The organism is Streptomyces sp. NPDC102514, assembly GCF_055584525.1.
Genome location: NZ_JBVJLW010000008.1, coordinates 266,321 through 290,032, shown reverse-complemented (window position 1 = coordinate 290,032; position 23,712 = coordinate 266,321). Strand labels below are relative to the sequence as shown.

At 71.0% G+C, this 23,712-nt stretch carries 28 protein-coding genes and 1 pseudogene; 16 read left to right on the top strand and 13 right to left on the bottom strand.

What is annotated here, in order from left to right; translation table 11 throughout:
- Positions 1-23: 23 nt before the first annotated feature.
- Positions 24-656 carry a CGNR zinc finger domain-containing protein gene (locus tag ACZ60E_RS22325; protein ID WP_384803352.1) on the top strand — a complete coding sequence of 211 codons (633 nt, stop codon included), beginning with the start codon at positions 24-26 and terminating at the stop codon, positions 654-656.
- Here the strand turns inward: ACZ60E_RS22325 and sodX are convergent.
- Positions 557-994, bottom strand: a complete 438-nt coding sequence (gene sodX, locus ACZ60E_RS22320; RefSeq protein ID WP_384803355.1) for a nickel-type superoxide dismutase maturation protease — start codon at positions 992-994, stop codon at positions 557-559. The two genes, ACZ60E_RS22325 and sodX, sit on opposite strands and share 100 nt — an antisense overlap.
- A 144-nt stretch (positions 995-1,138) precedes the next feature.
- Between sodX and sodN the strand changes: the two genes are divergently transcribed.
- The gene (sodN, locus tag ACZ60E_RS22315) at positions 1,139-1,534 is read left to right on the top strand and encodes a superoxide dismutase, Ni (protein ID WP_005480378.1); all 396 of its coding nucleotides are present in this window, start codon (positions 1,139-1,141) and stop codon (positions 1,532-1,534) included.
- 229 nt (positions 1,535-1,763) lie between these two features.
- A complete protein-coding gene (locus ACZ60E_RS22310; RefSeq protein WP_469442569.1) occupies positions 1,764-2,117 on the top strand; it encodes a hypothetical protein in 354 nt (117 codons plus the stop codon).
- Positions 2,118-2,130: 13 nt separating this feature from the next.
- On the opposite strand, the gene ACZ60E_RS22305 is transcribed toward ACZ60E_RS22310, so the two are convergent.
- From ACZ60E_RS22305 to ACZ60E_RS22285, 5 genes are all read right to left on the bottom strand, one after another.
- Complete coding sequence (locus tag ACZ60E_RS22305; RefSeq protein ID WP_384803361.1) at positions 2,131-2,460, bottom strand: MerR family transcriptional regulator; 330 nt, start codon at positions 2,458-2,460, stop codon at positions 2,131-2,133.
- A gap of 168 nt (positions 2,461-2,628) precedes the next feature.
- Entirely contained in the window at positions 2,629-3,132 is a 504-nt protein-coding gene (locus ACZ60E_RS22300; protein WP_469442567.1) for a hypothetical protein, read from the bottom strand.
- Positions 3,133-3,305: 173 nt separating this feature from the next.
- On the bottom strand, positions 3,306-3,692 hold the full coding sequence (locus tag ACZ60E_RS22295; protein WP_469442565.1) for an STAS domain-containing protein: 387 nt from the start codon (positions 3,690-3,692) through the stop codon (positions 3,306-3,308).
- A 237-nt stretch (positions 3,693-3,929) separates the two neighbouring features.
- Positions 3,930-4,658 (bottom strand): GAF domain-containing protein, encoded by a 729-nt coding sequence (locus ACZ60E_RS22290; RefSeq protein ID WP_469442563.1) that lies wholly within the window; start codon positions 4,656-4,658, stop codon positions 3,930-3,932.
- Complete coding sequence (locus ACZ60E_RS22285; RefSeq protein ID WP_384803373.1) at positions 4,655-5,503, bottom strand: GAF and ANTAR domain-containing protein; 849 nt, start codon at positions 5,501-5,503, stop codon at positions 4,655-4,657. The genes ACZ60E_RS22290 and ACZ60E_RS22285 overlap by 4 nt, the downstream gene beginning before the upstream one ends.
- Positions 5,504-7,421: 1,918 nt before the next feature.
- On the opposite strand from ACZ60E_RS22285, the gene ACZ60E_RS22280 reads away from it, so the two are divergent.
- From ACZ60E_RS22280 to ACZ60E_RS22265, 4 genes are all read left to right on the top strand, one after another.
- Complete coding sequence (locus tag ACZ60E_RS22280) at positions 7,422-8,180, top strand: GAF and ANTAR domain-containing protein (RefSeq protein ID WP_469442560.1); 759 nt, start codon at positions 7,422-7,424, stop codon at positions 8,178-8,180.
- 289 nt (positions 8,181-8,469) lie between these two features.
- Positions 8,470-9,210, top strand: coding sequence for an ANTAR domain-containing protein (locus ACZ60E_RS22275; protein WP_469442558.1), 741 nt, complete (start codon positions 8,470-8,472; stop codon positions 9,208-9,210).
- A 69-nt stretch (positions 9,211-9,279) separates the two neighbouring features.
- Entirely contained in the window at positions 9,280-9,693 is a 414-nt protein-coding gene (locus tag ACZ60E_RS22270) for a helix-turn-helix transcriptional regulator (protein WP_210889873.1), read from the top strand.
- A gap of 4 nt (positions 9,694-9,697) precedes the next feature.
- Positions 9,698-10,108 (top strand): VOC family protein, encoded by a 411-nt coding sequence (locus tag ACZ60E_RS22265; RefSeq protein ID WP_384803385.1) that lies wholly within the window; start codon positions 9,698-9,700, stop codon positions 10,106-10,108.
- A 39-nt stretch (positions 10,109-10,147) separates the two neighbouring features.
- On the opposite strand, the gene ACZ60E_RS22260 is transcribed toward ACZ60E_RS22265, so the two are convergent.
- Both ACZ60E_RS22260 and ACZ60E_RS22255 read right to left on the bottom strand, forming a co-directional pair.
- Positions 10,148-10,366: a hypothetical protein gene (locus tag ACZ60E_RS22260; RefSeq protein WP_469442556.1), complete on the bottom strand. Its 219-nt coding sequence runs from the start codon at positions 10,364-10,366 to the stop codon at positions 10,148-10,150.
- Between the two features lie 55 nt (positions 10,367-10,421).
- Complete coding sequence (locus ACZ60E_RS22255; RefSeq protein ID WP_384803390.1) at positions 10,422-11,006, bottom strand: dihydrofolate reductase family protein; 585 nt, start codon at positions 11,004-11,006, stop codon at positions 10,422-10,424.
- Positions 11,007-11,125: 119 nt separating this feature from the next.
- Here ACZ60E_RS22255 and ACZ60E_RS22250 point away from each other — a divergent pair, with 119 nt between their 5' ends.
- Positions 11,126-11,716, top strand: a complete 591-nt coding sequence (locus ACZ60E_RS22250; RefSeq protein ID WP_469442553.1) for a TetR/AcrR family transcriptional regulator — start codon at positions 11,126-11,128, stop codon at positions 11,714-11,716.
- Positions 11,717-12,090: 374 nt separating this feature from the next.
- On the opposite strand, the pseudogene ACZ60E_RS22245 reads toward ACZ60E_RS22250, so the two are convergent.
- The 3 genes and pseudogenes from ACZ60E_RS22245 to ACZ60E_RS22235 form a co-directional block, all read right to left on the bottom strand.
- Positions 12,091-12,675 (bottom strand): annotated as a pseudogene (locus ACZ60E_RS22245) (GNAT family N-acetyltransferase); the annotation flags it as partial.
- A gap of 191 nt (positions 12,676-12,866) precedes the next feature.
- Positions 12,867-13,988 (bottom strand): family 2 encapsulin nanocompartment cargo protein polyprenyl transferase, encoded by a 1,122-nt coding sequence (locus tag ACZ60E_RS22240; RefSeq protein WP_469442551.1) that lies wholly within the window; start codon positions 13,986-13,988, stop codon positions 12,867-12,869.
- A gap of 94 nt (positions 13,989-14,082) precedes the next feature.
- Positions 14,083-15,489, bottom strand: coding sequence for a family 2B encapsulin nanocompartment shell protein (locus ACZ60E_RS22235; protein ID WP_385832385.1), 1,407 nt, complete (start codon positions 15,487-15,489; stop codon positions 14,083-14,085).
- A gap of 235 nt (positions 15,490-15,724) precedes the next feature.
- On the opposite strand from ACZ60E_RS22235, the gene ACZ60E_RS22230 reads away from it, so the two are divergent.
- From ACZ60E_RS22230 to ACZ60E_RS22220, 3 genes are all read left to right on the top strand, one after another.
- A complete protein-coding gene (locus ACZ60E_RS22230) occupies positions 15,725-15,958 on the top strand; it encodes a hypothetical protein (RefSeq protein WP_149511585.1) in 234 nt (77 codons plus the stop codon).
- 139 nt (positions 15,959-16,097) lie between these two features.
- Positions 16,098-16,688, top strand: coding sequence for an N-acetylmuramoyl-L-alanine amidase (locus tag ACZ60E_RS22225; protein WP_469442549.1), 591 nt, complete (start codon positions 16,098-16,100; stop codon positions 16,686-16,688).
- Between the two features lie 171 nt (positions 16,689-16,859).
- Positions 16,860-17,714, top strand: a complete 855-nt coding sequence (locus tag ACZ60E_RS22220) for a 1-aminocyclopropane-1-carboxylate deaminase/D-cysteine desulfhydrase (RefSeq protein WP_469442738.1) — start codon at positions 16,860-16,862, stop codon at positions 17,712-17,714.
- On the opposite strand, the gene ACZ60E_RS22215 is transcribed toward ACZ60E_RS22220, so the two are convergent.
- On the bottom strand, positions 17,711-19,306 hold the full coding sequence (locus tag ACZ60E_RS22215) for a Na+/H+ antiporter (RefSeq protein ID WP_384803409.1): 1,596 nt from the start codon (positions 19,304-19,306) through the stop codon (positions 17,711-17,713). The two genes, ACZ60E_RS22220 and ACZ60E_RS22215, sit on opposite strands and share 4 nt — an antisense overlap.
- A gap of 61 nt (positions 19,307-19,367) precedes the next feature.
- On the opposite strand from ACZ60E_RS22215, the gene ACZ60E_RS22210 reads away from it, so the two are divergent.
- The 3 genes from ACZ60E_RS22210 (at position 19,368) to ACZ60E_RS22200 (ending at position 21,435) form a co-directional block, all read left to right on the top strand.
- Positions 19,368-19,628 carry a UBP-type zinc finger domain-containing protein gene (locus tag ACZ60E_RS22210; protein ID WP_384803412.1) on the top strand — a complete coding sequence of 87 codons (261 nt, stop codon included), beginning with the start codon at positions 19,368-19,370 and terminating at the stop codon, positions 19,626-19,628.
- Positions 19,629-19,879: 251 nt separating this feature from the next.
- Positions 19,880-20,293 (top strand): ATP-binding protein, encoded by a 414-nt coding sequence (locus ACZ60E_RS22205; RefSeq protein ID WP_055512819.1) that lies wholly within the window; start codon positions 19,880-19,882, stop codon positions 20,291-20,293.
- Positions 20,290-21,435 (top strand): RNA polymerase sigma factor SigF, encoded by a 1,146-nt coding sequence (locus ACZ60E_RS22200; RefSeq protein ID WP_384803415.1) that lies wholly within the window; start codon positions 20,290-20,292, stop codon positions 21,433-21,435. Before ACZ60E_RS22205 ends, ACZ60E_RS22200 begins: the two co-directional genes overlap by 4 nt.
- Before the next feature lie 52 nt (positions 21,436-21,487).
- Here ACZ60E_RS22200 and ACZ60E_RS22195 read toward each other — a convergent pair whose 3' ends face one another.
- Positions 21,488-21,931 (bottom strand): hypothetical protein, encoded by a 444-nt coding sequence (locus ACZ60E_RS22195; protein WP_384803418.1) that lies wholly within the window; start codon positions 21,929-21,931, stop codon positions 21,488-21,490.
- A gap of 159 nt (positions 21,932-22,090) precedes the next feature.
- Here ACZ60E_RS22195 and ACZ60E_RS22190 point away from each other — a divergent pair, with 159 nt between their 5' ends.
- Both ACZ60E_RS22190 and ACZ60E_RS22185 read left to right on the top strand, forming a co-directional pair.
- On the top strand, positions 22,091-23,059 hold the full coding sequence (locus tag ACZ60E_RS22190; protein ID WP_469442546.1) for a diacylglycerol/lipid kinase family protein: 969 nt from the start codon (positions 22,091-22,093) through the stop codon (positions 23,057-23,059).
- A gap of 318 nt (positions 23,060-23,377) precedes the next feature.
- Complete coding sequence (locus tag ACZ60E_RS22185; protein WP_016639615.1) at positions 23,378-23,635, top strand: WhiB family transcriptional regulator; 258 nt, start codon at positions 23,378-23,380, stop codon at positions 23,633-23,635.
- Positions 23,636-23,712 lie beyond the last annotated feature (77 nt).

The following is a 23,712-nucleotide window of genomic DNA, read 5'->3' as shown; positions in this document are numbered from 1 at the left end:
GAGCGCCCCCGTAAGGACTACAAGTGGAACTGGCCTATTACTCGGATTACGCCGTCCGTCTCGTCAACAGCGAGGAACCGGCCCGGGGCAAGGACACGCTCACGTCGGTCGAGGCCGTCCGTGACCTCTTCGGGGGCAACTCGTCGGCGGCCCGCCGCGCCAACGACTCGGACGTGACCCGCTTCCGCGGCGTACGGGCCCGGCTGCGCGCGGTCTTCGAGGCCGCCGACGGCGGCGACGAGACGCTCGCCGTGGACCTGCTGAACTCGCTGCTGCTGGAGTTCCCGGTCAGCCCGCAGATCTCGGGCCACGACTTCCGGGACGACAACGGCCGCCCGCTGTGGCACATGCACCTGGCGGACCACCCGTCGAACGCGACCGCCGGGTACGCCGCGATCGCCGCGATGGGCCTGGCCTTCCACCTCACCGAGTACGGCGTGGACCGCCTGGGCCTGTGCGAGGCACCGCCGTGCCGCAACGCCTACCTCGACACCTCGACGAACCGCTCCCGGCGCTACTGCTCGGACCGCTGCGCGACCCGGGCGAACGTCGCCGCCTACCGCGCCCGCAAGCGCCTGGAGGCGGAGGACCGGCCGGAGAGCACCGGCCGTGCGGCCGACCACACCCAGCGCGCGACCGCGAACGGTGAACGCTGACCCTTCTCCGGCGGGCGGTAGCGGAACCGCACCTTCCCGAGGACGAGCTCCTCGGGCACGGTTCCGTAGTCCCTGCTGTCCCCGCCGGCGAACGCGTTGTCGCCGAGCACCCACCAGCCACCCTCGCGCCGCTCGGCCGCCCGTTTCACGACCAGCAGGTCCTGCTGGAACGGATGACGCAGGACGACGACGTCACCGGGCCTGACCCTGGCCCCGTACTGCACGACGAGTTGATCCCCGTGCAGCAGCGTGGGCGCCATGGACGGCCCCGTCACCTCGGCGGCCCCGAACGGCAGGACGCCCCTCACGCGCTCGGTCTCCTGCGACAGCTCCGGCATCCCGGCACCTCCCCGGTCCTATCCTCCACGAGTCCCAGTCTGACCCTGGACTTTTGTCCTAAGCCCATGGGGGCACTCGCGAAAACCCGTCCCTCACGGAGTAATGTCCCACCTGAGAAGACGATCACGAGGAAGGACAGCTCAATGCTTTCCCGCCTGTTTGCCCCCAAGGTCAAGGTCAGCGCACACTGCGACCTGCCCTGTGGTGTGTACGACCCCGCCCAGGCCCGCATCGAGGCGGAGTCGGTGAAGGCCGTCCAGGACAAGATGGCCGCCAACGACGACCCGCACTTCCAGGCCCGCGCCACCGTCATCAAGGAGCAGCGCGCCGAGCTCGCCAAGCATCACGTGTCGGTGCTCTGGAGCGACTACTTCAAGCCCCCGCACTTCGAGAAGTACCCGGAGCTGCACCAGCTGGTCAACGACGCCCTCAAGGCCCTCTCGGCCGCGAAGGCCTCGACCGACCCGGCGACGGGCCAGAAGGCTCTCGACTACATCGCCCAGATCGACAAGATCTTCTGGGAGACCAAGAAGGCCTGACCTCGCGTCAAGCTCTCTGACCTGCGGTTGCTCCAACCGCAGCGCCTTCCCGACCGCACCCGGTCCGCAGGCCGCCGAACCCGGCGTCCGTCGCGGTCCGGGTGCGGTCGTTTTCTGTGCACCGCGCATACAGGGAACCTCCCCATGGGAGGGAAAAGAAGTTGAGCTGATTGTTGTCAACCCCTGGTCGGCGGAGTATAGAGAACGATGACGCGGGAGGGGTGAGGGCATGATCACCGAACTGGCTGTGGAGCGGGTCGAGTTCACCTGCGGCCAGTGCCAGGACCGCTGGACCGTCGACTACGACGTGCAGCGCTTCATGGACGGCTTCGGTCACGAGTGGGAGTACTTCTCCTGCGACAACCGCAGTGTGCCGTCGCCGTACAGCGCCGACAGCGCGCCCGTCTGCGGCCGTTGCGGCCACCGCCCGGCGGGCCGTCTCGCGGCCCGCCGCCCCGTGCCGCTGCCCGGCATGCCCGGCTCGCCCCGCAGCCCGGTCCCCGACGCCGGCGGCCACCGGCCGGAGCGGCACAGCGCGCCCATGCTGTCGGCCGCCGCCGACCCGCAGGGCGCCACTCCCTGACGAACGGCGCCCGTCAGCCCCTCGCCGCGCGACCGCAGCCGACGTGTCGTTCCTGCCGCAACTCGGCCAGGTCGGACTCCAGTTGGGCGACCCGGTGCCGGAGCGTCAGCACATGCCGTACGCCGGCCAGGGTGACGCCCTCCTCGATCAGGGCGAGCGTCTCGGTCACCTGGCCGATCTCCCTGCGGGTGTAGCGGCGCTGACCGCCGGCCGACCGGACGGGAACGATCACGCGCTGCTCGTCCAGCCGGCGCAGGAAGGCGAGCTGCACGCCGAGCATGTCGGCGACCTGGCCGATGGTGTAGAGCGCCGCGTTCTCGTCGTCGATCGGCAGGGTCGGCACGACCATCCCCCCGTTGAGGCCTTCAGAAATCCGGCTTGGCACAAACCTGCAACCCAGTTTACAGATTTGATGGACCGTAGCTCATAGAAACGAGGACGGTTTCAGCGGCGCACGGGCGGTTCCGGCAGCGCACGCCCGCGCGAGGGCCGGCACCGGCTCAGGCCGGACTCACGTCCGCGCGTGGTCCTGCGGCACGTGCCCCGGACCGCGCAGGGGGACCCGCCGGCCCACGAGCATGGGGTGGGTCATGGCCAGGAACCAGGTGTCGGCCCTGACGTCGAGCCCCCGGGCCTCAGCTATGCGCCGGCACTCGCGCACGTCGTCGAAGCCTACGATCCAGCGGGGCCGGGCGACGGCGGTGACGCTGTGCACCTCGCGCCGGGAGTCGGTCAGATCGTCGGTCTGCAGCGCGACGAGCCTGCGCGGGGAGATCACCTCGGACAGCACGCGGGCGACGGGGCTGTCCTCGGGCAGGAGCGCCACCGGTTCGCCGTCGAAGTGGACCAGTCCGACCAGTTCGATACGGGGCAGACCACGGCGGGTGACGGCCAGTCGGGCGGCTGCCGTGCGGGCCAGGACCTCCCGGCACTCCTGCTCGGTCAGCCGGGTCCGGTGGTCCTGCCCGGCCGGCCGGGCCGGGTGCTCCGGCCCGCTCCGGTGACGTCCGTCCACGCTTCGGCCCTCCGTCGGCGCCCGCGCACGCCCGCGGGGGCGCGCTCGGATCGCATCCGATGTGGGGGTGCCTGCCGGGGTCCTGGGCGGGTGCCCCCGGACCGGGTGATCCCGGCGCGGGAGCGCCTTCCCACTCTCGTACGGCGGAGGAGTCCCGGCAAGACGCCGGCCGGTCAGGCGGTCACACCGCGCCCGGAGGCCTTGTCGCAGGGTGATCTGGGTTCGTCGAGGAACGTGAAGGTGCGTTCGAGCCGGGAGAGACGCAGGACGCGGCGGACCTTGGCGGGGGTGCGGGCGAGCCGCAGTTCGAGGCCGCTCAGGCATGTCCGGTTCCTGAGGCGCACCAGCAGGCGCAGACCGCCGGCGTCGAGGAAGGTCACCGCGCCGAGGTCGACGACGACACCGGTCAGGGCCCGGTCGCGGGGACGGTCGAGGAGTTCGGCCACCTGCGGGAACAGTTCCTGGTCGGCCCAGGCGTCCAGCTCACCGCGGGGCAGGAGTAACAGCGTGTCTCCCGCGGTCCGGTGGCGCAGGCCGAAGGTGACGTGATGGGTGCCCATGGCCCACCTCAGTGTTCTTTCCAGGAGTGACGGCAAACGCGAGGACGCGACTGGGGGGACGCGCGGCGGACGCCACCAGGGTCTTGGGCGGCACCGAAGTGATACTCACCATCGTGCCCGGTCAAACACGGTCGTACGCCGTACACGGGGTGCTTCTTGGTGGTACTTGCATGGATCGGGCGCCCCTGCGCACGCCGTGGCGCAGGGGGCGTACGCGACGGCTCGTACAGGCCGGGGTCATCCCAGGGCGGCGAGCACCGCGGCCGGTTCGAGGGTGCGGCGGACCAGGGCCTGCGCGGTCGCGGTCAGCCGGTTGCCGTTGCGGCCGCTGTAGGCGAGCAGGGCCTCCATCGCCCGTGCGGGTTCGAGCTGCCCGTGCTCGGCCAGCATGCCCTGCGCCATCTCGACGGTGGCCTTGGCGGCGACGGCCGCCTGGACATGGGTGAGGATGTCCATGGGCCTGGCGGGGTCTGGGCTCCAGTGGACCAGCGCCACGGCGGCCACGTCGGCGAGCGCCTGGGCGAGGCGCAGATCGCCCGGCAGGAGTCCGGCCGGCGCGGCGAGCAGGAGGCTCACGGACCCGATGGTCTGGTGGTTGACCCGCAGCGGCAGCGCGTGCGCGGCGCCGTAACCGGCTTCCTGGGCCTGGGCCGTGAACCGCGGCCACCGGCCGTCGAGGTCGTCGAGATGGGTGGCGTCCACCGGCAGCCGGGTCCGGTAGCAGTCCCGGCCGGGGCCTTCCCTGGTCTGGGTCTGGACGAGTTCGGCCGACGCGGCGTGGGCGGAGACCGACATCGTACGAAGGTCGCCGCGGACCGTGGCCATCATGACGCTGACCGTGTCGGCACCCACGATGCCGACGCAGTGCCCGGCCAGGCGGTCCAGCAGGACCACCGGGTCGAACCCGTCGGCGAGGGTGTCCGCCAGCCCGACGAACGCCTCGGCGAGCTGCTCTTCACGGGTCATGACCGGTCACCGTCTCCTTCGTCGCCGAGCCGACCGCGGCCCTTCTGCTGATTGTCGTCCGCTTCCGGCTGGAAACGCAGCGTTCGGGCCAGAATCTCCTGTGCCACCTCGGTGACCGTCCGCCCTTCTGAGAAGGCGTGCGCCCGCAACCGGTCCAGTGCCTGCTCGGGATCGACCCCGATTTGGACCATGACCATGCCAACTGCCTGGTGAACCTCGACGTGGTCGGCCTCCGCGGCGTCCACCCATGACGCTACTCCTGCTTCGTCCCCCGAGACGAAGCCGTCGGAGGCTGCTTCGAGATTCAGTACGGCAAACGTCACCGCGTCCCGTGCCAGCAGCGCGATCCGCAGGTCACGCGGCGACAGGGCGCCGGCGGTGTCCCGGTAGAGGTCGAGGGTGCCGATCGCGAGCGCGCCGGCACCCAGGGGCAGCGAGAAGACCGCCCGCACGCCCAGTTCGACGGCCTGATGGGCGAAGACCGGCCAGCGGCGGGCGTCGGGACCCTGGGTGAGGTCCGGCGCGAGCACCGGGGCGGCCCGGTCGAGGGCGGTCTGGCAGGGTCCGTCACCCAGCGTGTACTGCGCCTCGGCGAGGCGCGCGGCCGTGTCGTCACTGGCGCACCACAGCGCCCGCGCGGTGCGGCTGCCGGTGATCGAGATCGAGGCGCCGGTGACAGGCAGCAGGTCCACGCAGGCCGCGCACAGCAGCTCGGGCACCCGCCGTACTTCGCTGGACGAGGTCAGGGAGGTGAAGGCCTCGGTGACCCGGCGACGGTCCTCCACGTCGGACGGCTGTATGCGGTCAGGCATCTCGTTGTCGCCGCCGCGGTTCTCGTGCCGCATCCGCTTCACCTCCGCCCGGTCGCACGGCCAGCAGCATGATCCACCAAGTATCGCCCACGCCGACGGCCCCGGAGGGCAACCACCCGCCCGTCGCGCCCTGTCCCGCCACGACACTCGTGCCCCCAGTCTCGTCCTCCAGCCCGCTCCGGGCCCGCACCGGTTCGGACTCTTGACGGTTCGGACGCCCACCGGCCCGGGATCCGTGGCGTTTCAGCCACGGTGCCCCTCCGTCCGTGCCGCGCGCGGGTCCTGCGGGCTGCCGACTCGCGTCATCCCGCCGCTCCGGTGCGCCTTCCGTGAGTGGCCGATCACCCTCTGTTCCATGCTGCCCGCCCGGCTTAGGGTGACCGGAGCCCAGGACCCCGGCGAAGCACCGCGCGCATCAGCGACCCATGAGCGAAATCCGAGGTGAGGGCCGTGCCAAGGGGTCCGCGCGCCCAGGGGCACCGGCACGCGGCGACCGGCTTCGCCGTGCGGCCCGCACCCCTCCGCCGTACGCCGTCGGGCCGCCGCCCCGCGCCGGCCGCGTACGTCCGTCGTCACACGGGTCGATCGAGCCCCGCCTTCCCCGGAAGGCCTCCCCTCCCCGCCCCGGCACACGTCCCGGCCTCCCGTGCCACCTCGGCAAGGACCGCTCGAACACTCCGCCCCTATCACGAGCACGGGCGCGAACACGTCTGCGCCGACAGCGTTCCACACCAGATTTCCTACGCCGAAGAAGGAGTGATCCGATCCCATGAGGATCCTGGTCGGCTACGCCAGGGTGCACGGATCGACCCGGACTCCCGCCGAAATGCGCACGGTCGGACCGGCCGAGGGCGGTCGCACGGCGGCCGTCGCGGACCGCTGTCCGATACAGGTGGCGTTCGAGCGCGGCTCCTTCAGCCTCGGTGGCGCACCTCGCCGCGATGCCCGGCCGCCACAAGCGGCGGGCTTCGTGCACCGTTGTCGCGACAGCCTGTGCACGTGCTCGCAGAGGCTGTTCGGTGCGGGCGGGCCGCCCCCGGTGCGACACCGGTCGCGGCGGCACGGCGCGGAGCCACCTCGACCGTCCGCACCCCGGCCGGCGTTTCGGTTCCGAAGGCCTCGTGGGCTGCCCGGCGCCTTCCCCCACGATTACCTTCCGCCCCGGAGACCTCCGGCGTGCGGGGCGCCCGGCGGCCGGTACGGCGACCACCGCCGCCGGACGGCCACCGGCGTCCGGGCCGGACGGATCGGACTGGAGTCGACCCGGGTCGACCGGGTCGGGCAGGGGCGGACGACGGCCGGGCGGGAGGCACCCCTTGGCGACTGACGAACCGGGATTCCCGCCCACGGACCGGCTGTGGGAGGCGTTCGTGGCGGAGCTGTCCCGTGGGCTGCGCGCCGGCGCGTCCAGGAGTCACCGCACGCCGCGGAACGGGGACCGCAGCACCCCCGATCAGAGGGACGGGGGTCGGCGCACTCCGCGGGACGGCGACGAAAAGACGAAGAAGTCGTGAACCCGCGCCGACCGGCCCAGGAAGGAACGGCCGCGGCACGGCCGGTCACGCACAGCTCCCCATGACGGGCCATCACTTCGCCCGCGGACGGGCCCCGTTCACACGCCGCCCGGACGTCCGTCCCGGAACACCCGTACAACCGGCCCCGCACAGCGAGGTCCTGCTACCGGCGGGCCGACTCGGCCACCCTTTACGTACACGTCCTTGCGCTTCCGCGGCGCGAGAGGGTCAACGGCGCGTAAAGCCTTGGGCTCCCGAAGGGGCGCGGGCCGGAAGACACCACCGTCACGGACTCACCGTAGTCGCCCAATGGCGCCATGTGCTTGGCTGTCGTGTGGAACGAACAACACCCCTCCCGGTCCGGCGCCCACGCCCGGACACCCGGAGGAGCGTCCGTTCCGGCTCGGCAGCCCCACCCAGCCGTCAGGAACCAAGAGATGAGCATCGAACCTCTCGACACCACCCGATCGCAGGAACTGGCCGCGAATCTGCTCACCCTGGTGGACGCTCCGGCCCGGGGCGAGAGCGAGGAACATCTCCTGCGACGGCTTGCGCAGGTCGCGGCCCTCCTGCCCGGTGTGGAGGCAGCCGCCTGCAGTCTGATCGGCCCGGAGGGCACTCCCTTGCACATGGCCGCGACGGACGAACGCACGCGTCGGCTGGAGTGCCTCCAGGCAGAGTCGGAGATGGGCCCCTGCCTGGACATCGCACGCGGCAAGGGGCCCCTGGCCGACGTTCCGATGTCCCACCCGCACAGCCGGACCCGCTGGCCGCGCTTCACCAGCCGCGCCCTGTCCGAGGGTTTCACCGCCGTCACGGCCCTGCCCCTGGCCCATCAGGACCGGGCGCTGGGCACGCTCGATCTCTACCACCAGCACGGCAGGCTCGGGCTGTCGGGCCTCCGGTGGGCCCGGCTCCTCGCCGACGCCACGGCCCTCGGTCTGGCCCATCGCGATGTGCTGCGCGACGCGCTCGTCCGGGGCGATCAGCTGCAGCACGCCCTGAACAGCCGCGTCGTCATCGAGCAGGCCAAGGGCATCCTCGCCGAACGCCTCGACTGCGACCTCCAGGAAGCGTTCGATCACCTGCGCGGCCATGCCCGCGCGAAGCGCATGAAGCTCCTCGACCTGGCCGCCCTGATCGTCGCCGACCCGTCCGACACCTCGCCGTTTCCGCGCCGGAACCAGGCTCCCTGACGACCGTCGGACCGGTCGCGGTCGCCGAAGCGGCGGTCCCGCTCCGGTCGATCGGCGTGCGGCAGGAGCCACCGAACGGGCCCGATTCATCGCGTGATTGCCATCGAACCCGGGCCCTCGCAGTCGTAGGCTTGAAGCCGCCCGCCGACCGGGTGCCGGAGCCGAACAGGGCCGGCCGAACGAACCGGTCCACGTCACCGCGCGTCAGCGTGGCCCGGAGGGACGCACCTTCAGCCCGGAGGGACGCACCTTCAGAAAGAGGCACGTCAGGGATAGGGGAGGAAGCCGGATGCCCGAGCAGCCGCGCGAGGAGCGGTTGGCCGCCGCTTTCGTGGAACTCGCCACGACCCTGTCGGGCGACTTCGACGACATTCACTTCCTGCGCACCCTGTCCGAGCGCTGCGTCGATCTCCTGGACATCGCAGCCGCGGGGGTCACCCTGGCCGCGCCCCGGAACGGCCGGGCGGAGGTCACCGGATCCGACTCCCGTATCCGCAGTCTGGAACGGACCGGCGTCGACTGGGGCGAGGGCCCGTGCCAGGACTGTCTGCGCACCGGAAACCCCGTCGAGGGAATCGCCCTGGACCACCCCGACGCACGTGCGGCCTGGCCCCGCTTCACCCACAGGGCCCGCCGTCTGGGATTCCACTCGGTCGCCGCGACACCGTTGCGCGTACGCGACGAGGTGGTCGGCGCCCTCAGTTTCTTCCTGGACGGACCCGGCACACCGGATCCCGGGCAGCTCAGGCTGGGCCGCGCCCTCGCCGACTTCGCCGCCATCCCGATACTCCAGCAGCGGGAACTGCGCCGGCAGATGCGGCTCACCGAGCAGGTGGAGACCGCGCTGGAGTCCCGCATCCTCGTCGAGCAGGCCAAGGGCGCCCTCGCCCAGCAGCGCCGCATCACCGTGGACGTGGCCTTCGCGCTGCTGCGCGACCACGCCCGCTCGCACCGGCGCCGGATCTCGGAAGTGGCCCGCGAGGTCCTGGACGGCACCGGCGAACTCTCACTCTCCGAACCCGCCGACTGACCTCCCGCCCAGTGATCCCCCGCCGACTGAACCAGGGGCGCTGTCAGTGGGCCGTGGGAGGCTGAGGGCATGACCACGGAGGACTTGGTCCGGCTGCGCAAGGCACGCGACCGCATGGACCGTGAGTACGCGGAGCCGCTGGACGTGCCCATGCTCGCGCGCACCGCGCTGATGTCCCCGGGCCACTTCCAGCGCAGCTTCCGCGCGGCCTTCGGCGAGACGCCGTACGGCTACCTCATGACGCGGCGCATCGAGCGCGCGAAGGCGCTGCTGAGACGCGGCGACCTGAGCGTCACGGAGGTCTGCTTCGCGGTGGGATGCACGTCGCTCGGTTCGTTCAGTTCCCGCTTCACGGAGCTGGTCGGAGAGACACCGAGCGCGTACCGGGCACGGTCGCACGAGCCGGGCGCCGCGATCCCGGCCTGCGTGGCGAAGATGTACACACGACCGGTGCGCCGGGCGGCGGCCAAGCCTCTAGCGTGAGGCCATGGATCTCAAAATCGCGCAGTGTTTCATCTCCGTCGACGACCATGACCGGGCGCTCGCCTTCTACCGTGACGTGCTGGGCCTGGAGGTCCGTAACGACGTCGGGTTCGAGGGCATGCGCTGGGTGACCGTCGGCCCCCCGCTCCAACCTGACGTGGAGATCGTCCTGGAACCGCCCCTGGCCGATCCGAACGCACCGGCGGCGGACCGGCAGGCGGTGGCCGAACTGCTGGCCAAGGGGCTGCTCCGCGGTGTCATCTTCACCACGGAGAACTGCGACGCGACGTACGAACGGCTGCGCGCCGCGGAGGCCGACATCATCCAGGAACCGATGGACCAGCCGTACGGAGTCCGGGACTGCGCGGTCCGCGACCCCGCGGGCAATCTGCTGCGCTTCACCCAGCGCAAGTGACGGGACCGGCCACGGACGGACGGCGCCGGTTGCCGCCGGTCAGGATTCCCGCTCCGCGCCGGGGCGGGGCTCCTCGGGCGGCGGGCCCGGCTCGGTCATGAGCACGGGCTCCTCCCCCGCCTCGTAGCTCGCGCAGCGGGGGTTGCGGCAGGGGCCTGGACCCCACACGGGCACGAAGACGCCCAGGGTCTTGTGCCGACGCACGACCGTGTCGACGGACTGCTCGCAGACCGGACAGAGGGACTCATCGCTGGCCATGTCTCCAGAATATTGCGGGAGGAGTCGGGCCGACAGCCGGACGACAAGCCCGGAATCAGCGCTTCCTGCTGTACGTCCGCACGACCGCCCCGTTCTTGAACGTACGCACCTCGCCGAGCGTGAACTCGCTGATCGCGAACCCGGAACCGAACATCGGCATGCCGGTGCCCAGCACGATGGGGTACGTCTTGACGACCAGCTCGTCGATCTCGTCGAGCAGCTCGCCCGCGATCTGCGCACCACCGCACAGATAGATGCCGAAGTCCCCGTCCTCCGCCTTGAGTTCACGGACCTTGCCGACCAGATCGCCGGCGACGATCTCGACGTTCGGGTCGGGCGACTCCTTGAGCGTGCGCGAGGCGACGTACTCGCGCAGGTGGGCATAGGGGCTGGTGACGTCGATCTGCAGCGCCAGGTCGTAGCTGGCGCGGCCCTGTACGACCGTGTCGTACTTCTGGTTCGCCAGGTCGTCGATGCCGAGCGCGCGGCGGCCGTGGGTGGGCAGCGTCTCCGGATACTCGGTCTTGAGGAACTCGAAGAACTCCTCGTCCACGAACGGGATCATCATCGAGCCGTCGCCGCCCGGATCGCCGATGAAGCCGTCGATGGAGCAGGCGATGAAATACGTGAGCTTTCGCAAGCCGGTCTCTTTCCGTAGGCTGACTGAACCACTCCATTCATAGTGCTTCACTTGTAGTGGTTGCAAGGAGATTACCGACGGCTTCCCGTACGGGATCCAAGAGGGAGAGGGGATTCCGGATGGTGCGCAACCCGCAGCGCCGAGCCGCGCTGGTCGACGCCGGGGTGGAGGTCCTGGCACGCGAGGGGGCCCGTGGGCTGACCTTCCGCGCGGTGGACGCCGAGGCCGGGGTGCCGGTGGGGACCGCCTCCAACTACTTCACCGGCCGCGACGACCTGCTCCGGCAGATCGACGCCCGGCTGCACGAGCGGCTGGCCCCGGACCCGGAGGTCATGGCCGGGCTTCTGAAGGCCCCGCGGGACCGCGCGCTGATCACGGCCTTCATGCACGACCTCATGGCCCGCGCCCAACGCGACCGCACGGGCTACCTGGGTCTCCTGGAGATGCGCCTGGAGGCCACGCGCCGCCCCGAACTACGGGCCTCGTACACGAAGACCATCCGCGGCGACCTTGAGTACGGCATGGAGTTCCACCGCACCGCGGGCCTCCCGGGCGGCGACGAGACCGTGACGATCCTGTACGTCGCCATGCTCGGCCTGATCCTCGAACACCTGACCCTGCCGGGGGTGCTGGACGGCGTCCTACCGGGCGTGAGCGTCCCGGACGGCCTGGTGGAACGCATCGTCAACACGATCGTCCCCCACTCTTAGAGGCGCGGGGAGGGCGCCTTCGCAACGGCGCCGAGGCAGGCGCCCTCTCAGGGGCGCGGGGAACTGCGCGACCCGCCCCCACGGCGCCGCACCCGAGGAACCGCCCTAGGTCCTGTCGTCACATTCCCGGCGTCCGCCCGGAGGGCGGGCCGGGCGGCGTCTGGTGCGTGCTCTGGGGGTCCCCCCGGCCGAAGGCTGGGGGAGTGCCGGGCGGAAGCCCTCGTACTGGACGTACTTGGGCTTTCGCCCGGTGCGGCGAGTGGGGGTCCCCCCGGCCGGAGGCTGGGGGAGCGTGCCAGGCGTCGCCCCGCAGGCGGGAATTTGACGACAGGGCCTAGGCCGTGCCCGCAAAACCCCCCCAGCGGCAAGCGCACCGGTTCGCGCCACATCGGCCACATCTCCGGCCCCGCGGGCAACGCGACCGCCCGCCCCGTGAAGGCGAACCCCAGCCGCTCGTACAGCCCCCGGCTCCGCTCCCCGCTCGCCTCCAGAGACGCGGCCAGCCCCTCCCCGTCACACCGTTCGAGCACATGCTGGATGAGGGCGGTCCCCAGCCCCTCGCCCTGCCGCCCCGGCCGGACGCCGATCATCCACAGATGCTCGTGGGCAGCGCCCACCGGATGCACCTCGGCGGTCAACCGGGCGATCAGCTCGACCCGCTCGTTGCCGGGATCGACGGTCTCCCGCAACCGAGCCGGCCCCTCCTCGTCCTCCTCCTGCGGCCCCGCCGGTATCGACAGCCACAGCGCGCAGGCCGAGCCGTCCTCCGTGACGTCCGCGTATCCCGCGTCGAGCACGATGTCGAGGAAGGCCCCCATCAGCAGCGGATGCCTGCGCCGCCGGTGGTCCGCGTCGGGAAAGACCCAACCGCTCACCGGGTCGTCCTGGAAGGCCTCGTCCAGGAGCCGCGTCACGTCCTCCCGGTCGGCCTCGCCCGCTCTTCGGATCGCCACGACCATGCCCCGCCCCTTTGCCTCAACGGCCCCTGCTCATACGGCCGTTGCAGCGTAGGCGATCACCCGGGCGAGGGGTGGCGGGTCCCGCGCACCGTGGGGATGCGCGGGGCCCACCCAAACCGGAACCACTCCGCCCCGCCGCGCCGTCAGGTGCCGCACGCGACAGAGAAGTCCGGCGTCTCAGACGGCCCTCCTCATGAGGTCCGCCGGGTCACGAACTCCGCCAGCGACAGCAGGCCTTCCGCCGCCTGCGGGTCCGGGACCGCACGGGAGAGATGGCCCAGGGCCCGCGCCATCCGGTCGGCCGCCTGGATCTGGGCCCAGTCGCGACCGCCCGCCCGCTCGACGGCGAGGACCGTGCGCTCCAGATCGCCGTCCCGGTAGGGAGCCCGGTACAGCTCGGCGAGTTCGGCCGCGGCCGGTGTGCCGGAGGCCAGCGCCGCGACCACCGGCAGGGACTTCTTGCGGGCCATGAGGTCCGCCCCGGCCGGTTTGCCGGTGCGCCCCGGATCCCCCCAGATTCCGATCACGTCGTCGATGAGCTGGAAGGCGAGCCCGGCCTCCCGGCCGAACGCGTCCAGCGCCGCGACATCCGCGTCGTCCGCGCCCGCGTACAGCGCCCCCAGCGCGCACGCGCACCCCAGGAGCGCACCGGTCTTTGCCTCGGCCATGGCCAGCACCTCGTCGAGCGTGATGTCGTGGGGACCACGGCGCTCCATCGCGGTGTCGGCCTGCTGTCCCGCGCACAGCTCGACGACACAGCCGGCGAGCCGCGAAGCCGCCGCCCCGGACGCCGGATGCGGGTCCTCGGCGAGCAGCCGGTGTGCCAGTGCCTGCAAGGAGTCCCCGGCGAGAACCGCGTCGGCGTCACCGAACACGGCCCAGGCGGTGGGCCGGTGCCTGCGGGTGGTGTCCCGGTCCATCACGTCGTCGTGCAGCAGCGTGAAGTTGTGCACCAACTCCACCGCGGCGGCGGCCCGGACGGCATTCGTCCGGTGCCCGCCGAGCGCTCCGGTCGCGGCCAGTACGAGCGCGGGCCGGATGGCCTTGCCCGCGTTCCCCGCCGCCGGAGTGCCGTCCGCGTGCTCCCAACCGAAGTGGTAGAGAGCGACCCGGCGCAACGGGCCGGGCAGCGACTCGACGGCCCGGCGCAGTTCCGGTTCGACCGAGACCCGGGCCCTGTCGAGAATGGCGGACGCCTCCTGTACGTCGGGCGGGCCGTACGGCCCGGCGGGCGCCGGCCCCTGCTCGGGGACGGCTCCCGCGACCGCGGACGTCCGTGCCTCCGTGCGCGTCTCCGTCATGAACTCACCCATGGGTCCGCCTCCCGGGACGCGCGGACGTACCCCTGGGGTCTACCCCGTCCGGCGGACGGGGACACGGCATGCGGTGCGCCGGAGGTCCCGGAGGTCACCGCCAACGGCCGATCTCGACGTTCTCCAGGACGCCGAGCGCATCGGGCACCAGGACCGCGGCCGAGTAGTACGTCGTCACCAGGTACGACATGATCGCCTGCTCGCTGATGCCCATGAACCGCACGGACAGGCTCGGCTCGATCTCGTCCGGGATGCCCGCCTGCTGGAGTCCGACGACCCCCTGCTCCGCCTCGCCCGTACGCATGGCGATGATCGACGTCGTCCTGGCCTCGGTCACCGGGATCTTGTTGCACGGGTAGATCGGCACCCCGCGCCAGGTGGGGATACGGTTGCCCGCCACCTCCAGGGTCTCCGGGACGAGGCCCCGCTTGTTGAGCTCGCGGCCGAACGCGGCGATCGCCCGGGGGTGGGCGAGCAGCATCTTGGTGCCGCGCCGCCTGGTGAGCAGTTCGTCCAGGTCGTCCGGGCTCGGTACGCCGTCGTGCGGCTGGAGCCGCTGGTCGTACTCGCAGTTGTTGAGCAGCCCGAACTCGCGGTTGTTGATGAGCTCGTGCTCCTGGCGCTCCTTCAGCGCCTCCACGGTGAGCCGCAACTGCTGCTCGGTCTGGTTCATCGGCTGGTTGTAGAGGTCGGCCACGCGGGTGTGGATGCGCAGCACGGTCTGGGCGACGCTGAGTTCGTACTCCCGTGGCGCCGCGTCGTAGTCGACGAACGTCCCGGGGATGGCGGGCTCCCCCGTGTGGCCGGCCGCGAGGTCGATCTCCTTCTCGCCGTACGTGTTGGCGCGCTGGTGCGGGATCGCCCGCAGTTGCGCGAGGTGCTCGCGCAGGGACTCGGAGCGCTCCGCGATCGTGTCGAAGTGCGTGCGGGACAGTGCGAGGACCGTGCACGCGGTGGTCGCGCGGGCCGTGTACTCCCAGATGGCGTCCGGGTCGAGGATCGCCTGGTCGCCGAAGTAGGCGCCGTCCGCGAGCGTGCCCAGCTCCGCGTCGTCCCCGTACGGACCCGTGCCGATCTTCTCGACCCTGCCGTGCGCCAGCAGGAACACCTCGTCGGCCGGGCTGCCGAAGGAGGCGAGCACGCCGCCCGGCTCGAACTCCCGCTGTTCGCAGCGCGCGGCCAGCTCGGCGAGCACCTCCTGGTCCTCGTAGGTGCGCAGCGCCGGCAGTTCGCCGAGCTCCGCCGGGATGACCTGCACGCGGTCACCCGTCTTGACGAAGGTGACGCGGCCGTCTCCCACGGAGTAGCTGAGCCTGCGGTTCACCCTGTACGTGCCACCCTGCACGTTCACCCACGGCAGCATGCGCAGCAGCCAGCGTGAGCTGATCTCCTGCATCTGCGGTGCGGACTTGGTGGTCGTGGCCAGGTTCCGCGCCGCGGATGTGCCGAGACTCTTCTGCGGCTGATCCTGGTCCGCGCGGATCTCTTCGCCTACCGACATGAAAATGTCCTCCCCATCGTGCAATGAGCTGCGGCGCCCACACTTCCATCACGGACCGTGCTGGTGCTATTACACGAAAGAGCGGGAATGGATCTTCGCGAAGCGGGGCATACTGCGGGCGCCCTGTTCGGGCCGGGCAGCCCGGACCGGCGGGTCCCGGGCCGTTCCGACCGGGAACTCCAAGATCGGACGGCCCGTTGAACAGGCACGACGCACGACGACGGAGGAGACGGCCATGGCAGGCTTCCTGGACCGCGCGAAAGAACAAGCACAGCGCGGCCTCACACAGGGCAAGCAGAAGATCGACGAGGTCCAGGCGCAGCGGACCGGCGGTGATCTGCTGAAGACCCTCGGCGCGGCCTACCTCGCGGAGCGGCGCGGCAGCGGCTCCCCGCAGGCCACGCAGCAGGCGCTGCAGGCGGTGGAGAGCCACATCGCGACGCACGGGGACGGCTTCCTGCGCGCCTAGCACCCGACGTCCGGGCCCGGCAGCCCGCCCCCAGTACCTCGCCGCGCGAATAGGTGGTCCCTCCAGGGGAGTTGCGGGTACAAGCAGCGGTACGAGGCGGCCACGGCGGGTGGCCGTCGCGCCCTGTGAGGAGGCGGCCGTGGCCTCACCCATGTCCGCGGGCAGCTTTCTGAGCCGGCTCAAGGCCGAGGAGATCACTGTCGTCGAGGTCGGCGACTGGGAGCATCACAACCGCAACCACAAGGGGCCGTGGGGCCCGGTCCACGGCGTGATGATCCACCACACGGTGACGTCCGGCAGTCAGCGCACGGTCGAGATCTGTCGTGACGGTTACAGCGGGTTGCCGGGCCCGTTGTGTCACGGCGTCATCACCAAGGACGGCCGCGTCCACCTCGTCGGTTACGGCCGTTCCAATCACGCGGGCCTCGGTGACGACGACGTCCTGCGGGCGGTCATCGCGGAGACGGCCCTGCCGCCGGACAACGAGGCGAACACCGACGGCAACCGCCACTTCTACGGCTTCGAGTGCGAGAACCTGGGCGACGGCGAGGATCCCTGGCCCGCGGCCCAGCTGGACGCCATCGCGCGGGCCGCGGCGGCGGTCTGCCGCCACCACGGCTGGACGGAGCGCTCGGTGATCGGTCACCTGGAATGGCAGCCGGGCAAGATCGACCCTCGCGGCTTCACGATGGCCGCCATGCGCGCCCGCGTCCGCGCCCTCCTGCAGTGACGGCCTGGCTCCCCTCGCGGGGCCGGACCTGACCGGTGCGGTGTCGGCGCAGCCCGCGTGTCGCTCGGACGCGTGTCCGACAATGGGGGTGTGACCGGCCCCGACACCCCTGAAGCAGTCGATCCCGACCTCGATCTCGGCGTCCTGCGGCCACGGCTGCCGTCGCCGCTCATGGAGGCCGTGGACGAGCGCTTCGCGCGCCACGGGGTGCGGCTGCTGCTCAAGCGGGACGATCTGATCCACCCGGAGCTGATCGGCAACAAATGGCGCAAGCTGGCCCCGAACCTGCGGGCGGCGGCCGGCCGCACGGTGCTCACCTTCGGCGGCGCGTACTCGAACCATCTGCGGGCCACCGCGGCGGCCGGGCGCCTCCTGGGCCTGCCCACCGTCGGTGTGGTCCGCGGCCAGGAGCTCGCCGACCGTCCGCTGAACCCGTCCCTCGCCCGGTGCGCGGCCGACGGCATGCGCCTCCACTTCATCGACAGATCGACGTACCGACGCAAGGGCGAGCCGGCGACCCTGGCCGCGCTCCTGCGCTCGACCGCCTGCGAGGACGCGTACGTGGTCCCGGAGGGCGGCAGCAACGCCCTCGCCGTGCGCGGCTGCACGGCGCTGGGCGAGGAGCTGGGCGAGCACGCAGACGTCGTCGCGCTGGCCTGCGGCACGGGCGGCACCCTGGCGGGGCTGGCCGGGGGCCTGCCTCCCGGCAGGCGCGCGCTGGGCATTCCGGTCCTGAAGGGCGGTTTCCTCGGCGCCGACATACGTGCCCTCCAGGAGGAGGCGTTCGGCGGGCCGCGCGGCGACTGGTCCCTCGACGACCGCTTCCACTTCGGCGGCTACGCCCGTACGACTCCCGGACTCGACGCGTTCGCGGACGACTTCGAGCAGCGCCACGGCCTGCCCGTCGAACGTCTCTATGTCGCCAAGTCGCTGTACGGACTCGTGACCCTCGCGGCGGAGGGCGCGTTCCCGCGCGGGACGACGGTCGCGGCCGTGATCACGGGCAGGCCGGACAACGCCTCCTAGGTGCCCTCGCGGAACGCGGCGGCCTCCTCCAGGTCCAGGCGGCGCAGCAGGGTGCGCAGCATCTCGTCGTCGATGAAACGGCCGTCCCGCAGCTTCACGAAGACCGCGCGCTCGGCGCCGATCATCTCCCGGGACAGCCGCCGGTAGGTGTCGTCCGCGGTCTCGCCGGTGACGCTGTTGACCTGGCCGAGGCGTTCCCAGACGGCGTTGCGGCGGCGCTCCAGGACCGTGCGCAGCCGGTCCGCCAGGGGTGGCGGAAGGGTGTTGCGCTCGTCGGAGAGGAGTTCCTCCAGGCGCCGCTCGGCGGCCCGGGAGGCCTGCGCCTGGGCGTTCGCCTCGGCGAGGGTCTCGGCCTGCTGGTCCCGCCCGGGGAGTTTCAGCAGGCGGATGAGCGGCGGCAGCGACAGCCCCTGCACGACGAGCGTCCCGATCACCGTCGTGAAGGTCAGGAAGAGGATCATGTTGCGGCCGGGGAAGTCCTCGCCGCCGTCCGCGGTGAGCGGGATCGAGAAGGCGATGGCGAGCGAGACCACGCCTCTCATGCCGGCCCAGCTGATGACGAAGGACCCCTTCCAGGTGGGGTTCTCCTCGCGTTTCCTGATTCGCGCGGACAGCAGGCGCGGCAGGTAGGTCGCGGGGTACACCCAGGCGAAGCGGGTGGCGACGACGATCACGAAGAGGGCCACCGCGTACCAGGCCGCGCTCGCTCCCTCGTACTCGCCGAGGCCCTTGAGGATCACCGGGAGCTGCAGGCCGATGAGGGCGAAGACCGCCGACTCCAGGATGAACGCGACCATCTTCCAGACGGCCTCCTCCTGGAGCCTGGTCGCGAAGTCGACCTCCCAGTTGCGGTGGCCCAGGTAGAGCGCGACGACGACCACGGCGAGCACTCCGGAGGCGTGCACCTGCTCGGCGACCGCGTAGGCGAAGAACGGCGTCAGCAGCGACAGGGAGTTCTGCAGCAGGGCCTCCTTCAGGTGCGTGCGCATCCAGTGGATCGGCATCATCAGGACGAGTCCGACGCCGATGCCGCCGAGCGCCGCGAGCAGGAACTCGCCGATGCCGCCCGCCCAGGTCGCGCCCTCGCCGACGGCGGCGGCCAGCGCCACCTTGTAGGCGGTGATCGCGGTCGCGTCGTTCACCAGTGACTCGCCCTGCAGGATCGTGGTGACCCGCGACGGCAGGCCGACCCGGCGCGCCACCGCGGTGGCCGCGACCGCGTCCGGCGGCGCCACGACCGCGCCGAGCACCAGTGCCGCGGTGAGCGACAGGTCCGGCACGATCACGTACGCGGCCCAGCCGACGGCGAACGTCGCGAACAGCACGTACCCGACCGACAGCAGGGCGACCGGGCGGATCTGCGCCCGCAGATCGAGGTACGAGCTGTCCGTGGCGGCCGTGTAGAGCAGCGGGGGCAGCAGCAGCGGCAGGACCACATGGGGGTCGAGGGTGTAATCGGGCACCCCGGGCACGTACGAGACGATCAGGCCCGCCGCCACGAGGAGCAGGGGCGCGGGCACCGGAGTACGGCGCGCGGCGCCCGCCACCGCGGCGCTGCCCGCGATCAGCAGGAGCAGGGGCATCACATGCATCGGTATCGGCCCGCTTTCATTTGCGCGCGGATTCCCGCACACCCGACGTAATCTGGCAATCATGAAACAGTGCACGCACGCCGACGCGCTGCCGCAGCCGGAACCCGCACCGCTGAGCGACACCTGCCTCGAATGCCTGGCGGTGGGCTCGCACCCGGTGCAGCTACGACTGTGCCTGGACTGCGGTCACGTGGGCTGCTGCGACTCGTCGCCGCTGCGGCACGCCACAGAGCATTTCAAGGAGACGGGGCATCCGATCATGCGGACCTTCGAACCCGGTGAGAACTGGCGCTGGTGCTTCGTCGACCACGTGCTGGTGTGACGTGGGTTCCGGACGGTTCGATGCTCTGACGTCTGGGTACGTCAATCCGGCGCGCCCTCTTCCCAATTGGGCCCGCAGACCCCTAGCCACTGTGCGTATACATAGGTTTACTATGAGTGACAGCAAGGGGTTGGGGTCCCGGGGACAGGAAACCTGAGAGCGCGATAGCGTCACCGCTGAAACACGTAGCGCGTTACCCCGGGGGGCGACCCTCGGCCCCCGAAAGAGCTTGTACCACCTTGGAGGTGAGGGTGTCCCAGATCGCAGGCGAGCCCGCGACCCAGGACTTCGTGGAAGTCCGGCTGCCGGCTGCGGGTGCCTACCTGTCGGTGCTGCGTACGGCCACGGCCGGCCTCGCGGCGCGCTTGGACTTCACCCTCGACGAGATCGAGGATTTGCGTATCGCCGTGGACGAGGCGTGCGCGATCCTTCTGCAACAGGCGGTGCCGGGCTCCGTGCTCAGCTGTGTCTTCCGCCTGATCGACGACTCGCTTGAGGTGACTGTCTCGGCCCCGACCACCGACGGCCACGCCCCCGCGCGGGACACCTTTGCCTGGACCGTGCTGTCGGCCCTCGCAGGCAAGGTCTCCTCCTCGGTGGCCGATGACAAAACCGTTTCGATCAGCCTCTACAAACAGCGCGGCGCGGGACCCGGGCCGGCGTGAGGAACGGGGACGGGCCGGTGCGGGACGAAGAGCGCGGCACACGGGAACTTTCCGCCACGGGCGAAGGAGGCCCGGGCGGGCCCCGGCGTCTGGCGGAAGGCGTCGACGGCATCCCCGAGCAGCAGGCCCGGCCGCACCCGGAGGACGGCAGTTCCCCGGTGGCCGGGACGGCTCGGGGAGAGCCGATCGACCAGGACGAGCGCGAGGCGCTTTCCGGCAGTGACGGGCGACAGGATCCAGACGTTGCCGCGCAGTGGGGGTCCCCCCGGACGGAGTCTGGGGGGACGTCCTTGGAAGGGCGGCGGCGGGTGACGGGCGGGATCATGAGCGAGCAGCACGAACACGAGCGAAACGCCGACAACGGCGCGTCGGGATCACACCACGACCCCCACAACCGTGCCGGTGCGCGGGCCAAGTTCATCGAGCTGCGCGAACTGGACAGCACGGGCGCGGAGTACGCGGAACTGCGCAATCAGCTGGTCCGGATGCATCTGCCGCTCGTGGAGCACCTCGCGCGCCGCTTCCGCAACCGCGGTGAGCCGCTGGACGACCTCACCCAGGTCGCGACCATCGGCCTGATCAAGTCGGTCGACCGGTTCGACCCGGAGCGCGGTGTCGAGTTCTCGACGTACGCGACTCCCACGGTCGTCGGCGAGATCAAGCGGCACTTCCGGGACAAGGGCTGGGCGGTACGGGTTCCGCGCCGGCTGCAGGAACTGCGGCTGGCGCTGACCACGGCGACCGCGGAACTCTCGCAGCAGCACGGCCGCTCCCCCACCGTGCACGAGCTGGCCGAGAAGCTGGGCATCTCGGAGGAGGAGGTCCTGGAGGGCCTGGAGTCGGCCAACGCGTACTCCACGCTGTCCCTGGACGTCCCCGACACGGACGACGAGTCCCCGGCCGTCGCGGACACGCTCGGCTCCGAGGACGAGGCCCTGGAGGGCGTCGAGTACCGGGAGTCCCTCAAGCCGCTCCTGGAGGATCTGCCCCCGCGTGAGAAGCGCATTCTCCTGCTGCGCTTCTTCGCGAACATGACCCAGTCTCAGATCGCCCAGGAGGTCGGCATCTCGCAGATGCACGTCTCCCGGCTGCTGGCCCGGACGCTGGCCCAGCTCCGCGAGAAGCTGCTGGTGGAGGAGTAGGCGGCACGTCACGGCTCGCGCCCCGGCAGGGGCGCGGCGGACCACCGGCGAACTACTCCCGTGCCGCGCCGGGCCCGGTGATCCCCAGGGCCCGCGTCGCCTCGGGGTTCAGGATCAGTACGAGCGTCGCGACCGCCACCACCGCCAGGGCGATCCCTCCGGGGATGGCGAGACTGTCGGCCCGGAGCAGGTTGTACGCGACGGGCAGCGCCATGATCTGCGTGATGATCGTGGGCCCCCGGCTCCAGCTGCGGCGCAGCAGCAGTCCCCGCGCGGCCAGCAGAGGCAGCAGGGCGAGCGCGATCAGCGTCACACCCCCGGTGACCGCCTGGCTCCGGTCGTCCGGATGGCCGGTGAGGCCCATCACCAGCAGGTAGACGCCCCCGGCGACGAGGGCGACCCCCTCCAGCGCGACGAGCGCGGCCGCCGTGGTCAGCCGCACGGGGCGGGGTTCGGCGCCGACGTCTTCCGGGGTGGGATTCTGCTCAGGACTCACCCCTGAAGGGTAGCCCTCGCCCCCTGGCCGCCCACGGCCGCCGTGCACCCCCGGACGTCCAGGGGCGTGTCCAGCAGGACACCCGGCGAGCCGTCCCGCTCTCACCTGATCCTCACCTCGGTATGGGACGAGTACCGCGCGGTAGGTACGCTGCATCGCATGCGTGCACTTCTTGTGGTCAATCCGGCAGCTACCACCACCAGCGCACGCACGCGTGACGTTCTGATCCACGCGCTGGCGAGCGAGATGAAACTCGAAGCGGTCACCACCGAGTACCGCGGCCATGCGAGAGACCTCGGCAGGCAGGCCGCGGAGAGCAAGGACATAGAACTGGTCGTGGCCCTCGGCGGCGACGGCACGGTCAACGAGGTCGTGAACGGTCTGCTGCACAACGGCCCCGACCCCGACCGGCTGCCCGGCCTCGCCGTCGTCCCCGGCGGCTCCACCAATGTCTTCGCCCGCGCCCTGGGCCTGCCCAACGACGCCGTCGAGGCGACGGGCGCCCTGCTGGACGCCCTGCGCGAGGGCCGGGAGCGCACGGTGGGCCTCGGCCTCGCCGCGGGCACACCGGGCAGCGACGACGAGGGCGTCCCCGCCCGCTGGTTCACCTTCAACGCCGGGCTCGGCTTCGACGCCGGCGTGGTCGGCCGGGTCGAACAGCACCGCGAACGCGGCAAACGCTCCACGCACTCGCTCTATCTGCGTCAGGCGATGCGCCAGTTCTTCGGGGAGACCCATCGGCGCCGCGGCACGATCACGCTGGAACGGCCGGGTTCCGACCCCGTGACCGATCTGGTGCTGTCGATAGTCTGCAACACCTCCCCGTGGACGTATCTGGGCAATCGCCCGGTGTACGCGTCACCTAAGGCCTCGTTCGATACCGGGCTCGACGTACTGGGTCTCAGCCGGATGTCGACGACCGCGGTTGCCCGGTATGGCACCCAGTTGCTCACTTCGTCCCCCGCCCGCGGACCCCATGGCAAGCACGCGGTGTCCCTGCATGATCTGACCGACTTCACCTTGCATTCGAAGGTCCCACTCCCCCTCCAGATGGACGGCGACCACCTCGGACTGCGTACGAGCGTCGCGTTCACAGGCGTTCGCCGTGCACTGCGTGTGATTGTGTGAGCGGAACGGGCTAAAGTCCTTCCACTCGAACGTTTAGGCCAGGATCCACCCCATGGAAGTACGGCTGTGACCTAGTCGACACCGAGGAATCAAAAAAAACTTTCCGGTAGGGGTTGTATCCGCCGCTGAGGTTTGCGAGTCTCTACGTGGCGCTCGGGACGGGCCGCAACATCGCCCCCACAGAGCGCCGGAACCCCTCCTCACTTCAAAGGACCACACCAGTCCGTCTGGTAGTCGGCCCTTCACTTGTTGAGGGATTCGTGAAAGCGTTCACATTCACAAGCAACGTGCATGTAATACCAAGGAGAGGTAGCAGCCATGGACTGGCGTCACAACGCCGTTTGCCGCGAGGAAGACCCCGAGCTCTTCTTCCCCATCGGCAACACCGGTCCTGCGCTGCTGCAGATCGAGGAAGCCAAGGCCGTTTGCCGTCGCTGCCCCGTCATGGAGCAGTGTCTGCAGTGGGCGCTTGAGTCCGGCCAGGACTCCGGCGTCTGGGGTGGTCTCAGCGAGGACGAGCGCCGCGCAATGAAGCGCCGCGCCGCCCGCAACCGGGCCCGTCAGGCTTCTGCCTGACAACCCACCCCGCAACAGCCTGAGCTTGGCGGCGCGTACAGCGTGTACGCATCTCCCGCCCCCGAGCCGCAGCGCGC